Source organism: Mesorhizobium sp. (assembly GCF_004962925.1).
GTDB lineage: Bacteria > Pseudomonadota > Alphaproteobacteria > Rhizobiales > Rhizobiaceae > Mesorhizobium.
Window position 1 is genome coordinate 1,881 of record NZ_SUEO01000334.1, and the last position, 2,567, is coordinate 4,447.

Here is a 2,567-nt window from a genome sequence, read left to right on the forward strand (position 1 = left end):
CCACCTCGCGGCAGATCTACCATTTCGCCGGCTGGACGATGGACTGTTCGCGCCGCCGGCTGATGGCGCCGGGCGACGTCAGGGTCGAGCTGACCATGGCGGAGTTCAACCTGCTGCAGACTTTCGTCAAGAGCGCGCAACGCGTGCTGAGCCGCGACCAGCTCATCGAACTGTCCGGCGGCGACAGCGGCTACAGCTTCGATCGCAGTGTCGACATTCTGGTCAGCCGGCTGCGGCGCAAGATGGAGGACGACCCGAAAACGCCGAAACTGATCCTGACCGTGCGCAGCGGCGGCTATCAGTTCCTGCCAGAAACGACCTCCGAATGAGACGCATCCTGCCGCAGACCCTGCCCGTTTGGGTGCTGCTCATCGTAATCGCCGGCCTGCTGATCAGCCAGATCACGACGCTTTACATCGTCTCGCGCGACCGTGCCGCCGCCAACGGCGTGGTCGATCTCTACAGGCTAAATGATCGCGCCTTCTCGCTGGTGCAGCTGATGCATGTCGCCTCGCCCGAAGCACGCAAGGCCACCGCATCCGGCCTGTCCAACGCGACCTACGCGCTCACCGTTTCGGACACGCCCGCCGTCGCCTCGTCGATCGCGGGCGACGACGAACTGGCCGAACTGGAGGACATACTGGTCGGGCGGCTGTCGAAATTCGGCATCACCGATGCGCGGGTCCGGCGCGACCCGGCGGCACGGGAAGCCGACGATGGGGGCGCGATCGAGGGTCGCGATGTCGGCGAGGTCGAGCGCGACCTCCTGATGCTTGCGGCCGATTTCGCCCAGAGCGACAAGCTGACGGCGTCGCTGCGCTTCGCCGACGGCCAATGGCTGAATTTCACCGAGCCGAACACACCGATGGGGCCCATATTGAGCTTCGACAGCCTGCCACTCTATGCCTTGATCGCCGGGCTGGTGGTGGCCATGTCGCTATGGTCGCTGCGCCGGCTGACCGCGCCCTACCGGATGATGGAAACCGCCGTGAAACGGATCGGCAACGATCTGAAAAGCCCGCCGGTCGCCGAGACCGGCAGTCGCGAGATCCGCACCGCGGCGAAGGCGGTCAATGCCATGCAGGCCAGGCTGCGCGACTATGTCGAGGATCGCGAACATCTTGCGGCAGCACTCGCGCACGACCTTCGCACGCCGCTGACGAGGATGCGGCTGCGGCTCGAACTGCTGCGGAAATCGGCAGTTCGCGCCGCACTGGCGCATGACCTCGCCGACATCGAGGACATTGCCAGCTCGGTCATCGATTTCGCTACCTTCGAGGTGACCGAGGAGAAGAGCGAACGGATCGATTTCTGGTCGCTCGTGGATTCGGTCGCCGACGGTTATGAGGAGGTTTCGTTCGACAATGGCGATACGCGGTCGCGTGGCCTCATCTGCCTTGCGCGGCCAGTCGCGCTCAGGCGCTGCGTCACCAATCTCGTCCAGAACGCCGTGACCTACGGCAAGAAGGCGCATCTCAGTCTGCATCGATCGGGAAAGACGATCACGCTCGCCATCCGCGACGAGGGGCCAGGCATACCGCGGGCCGAGCTCGACGCGGTGTTCGGCTCGTTCGTGCGCCTGGAACAGTCGCGCAACCGCCAGACCGGCGGCCTCGGCCTTGGCCTGACGATCGCCCGCAACATCGCCCGCGGCGCCGGCGGCGAGGTCAGCCTGTCCAATCACCCCGGCGGCGGCCTGCTGACGGAGCTGAGATTGCCGCTGGCGGGGTAAGGCCGGGCAGAAGCTACCGCCGCAGCACCGCCGACAACACGTCCCTGACGCCGATGGCGCCAACGAAGCGCGACTGGTCGTCGAACAAGGCCACGGGCGCGGTCTGCGAGCGGTGCATGGCCAGCATCACCGTCTTCAGCGAGGTGCCGGGATTGGCCCAGAACACCTGCGCCGTCTCCTCCGGCTGCGCTTCGACATCGGCGCAGGACACCCAGAACGCCGGCTTGCCGTCGCGCTCGGCCGCCGCCACCAGACCGTGCTCGTCGATCTTGAAGCGCGTCGTCCTGCGCCGGTCGAGCCACACCCAGCCATCCTTGCCGTGTTCGAGGTCGCGGCGGTCGCGCATCACGTTCCAGGCGGTCAGCACCGAGAGCGGATTCACATTGGCGATGAAGTCCCGGACATAGTCGTTGGCGGGGCGCAGCACGATGTCTTCCGGCGCGCCCGTCTGCACGATGCGCCCGCCTTCCATGATGGTGATATGGCTGCCGATCTTCAGCGCCTCCTCGAGGTCGTGGCTGACGAAGATGATGGTCTTCTTCAGTTCGGCCTGAAGCTGCAGCAGCTCGTCCTGCAGCTTGGTCCGGATCAGCGGGTCGAGGGCGGAGAACGGCTCGTCCATCAACAGGATCGGCGCTTCGGTGGCGAAGGCGCGCGCCAGCCCGACGCGCTGCTGCATGCCGCCGGAAAGCTCATGCGCGTATTTCTTCGACCACTGGTCGAGATTGACCAGTTTGAGCTGGCGATGAACGCGCTCCTTGCGCTCGGCTTCCGGAACGCCGGCGAGTTCCAGGCCGAGGCCGACATTCTCCTCCACCGTGCGCCACGGCAGCAG

At 65.9% G+C, this 2,567-nt stretch carries 3 protein-coding genes; 2 read left to right on the forward strand and 1 reads right to left on the reverse strand.

All coding sequences use genetic code 11. From position 1 onward, the window contains the following. Positions 1 to 329, forward strand: a 329-nt coding sequence (locus tag E5W87_RS34245) for a winged helix-turn-helix domain-containing protein (protein WP_292408002.1), incomplete at its 5' end; no start/stop codon positions are given. After that, positions 326 to 1,732, forward strand: a complete 1,407-nt coding sequence (locus tag E5W87_RS34250; protein ID WP_292408005.1) for an ATP-binding protein — start codon at positions 326 to 328, stop codon at positions 1,730 to 1,732. The genes E5W87_RS34245 and E5W87_RS34250, both read left to right, overlap by 4 nt. A 13-nt stretch (positions 1,733 to 1,745) precedes the next feature. Here the strand turns inward: E5W87_RS34250 and E5W87_RS34255 are convergent. After that, positions 1,746 to 2,567 (reverse strand): ATP-binding cassette domain-containing protein (locus E5W87_RS34255; RefSeq protein ID WP_292408008.1); only part of this gene is annotated, 822 nt, incomplete at its 5' end.

Excerpts from the sequence above, each read along its gene's own strand:
- E5W87_RS34250 (WP_292408005.1), top strand. The coding sequence starts at position 326 with ATGAGACGCATCCTGCCGCAGACCCTGCCCGTTTGGGTGCTGCTCATC.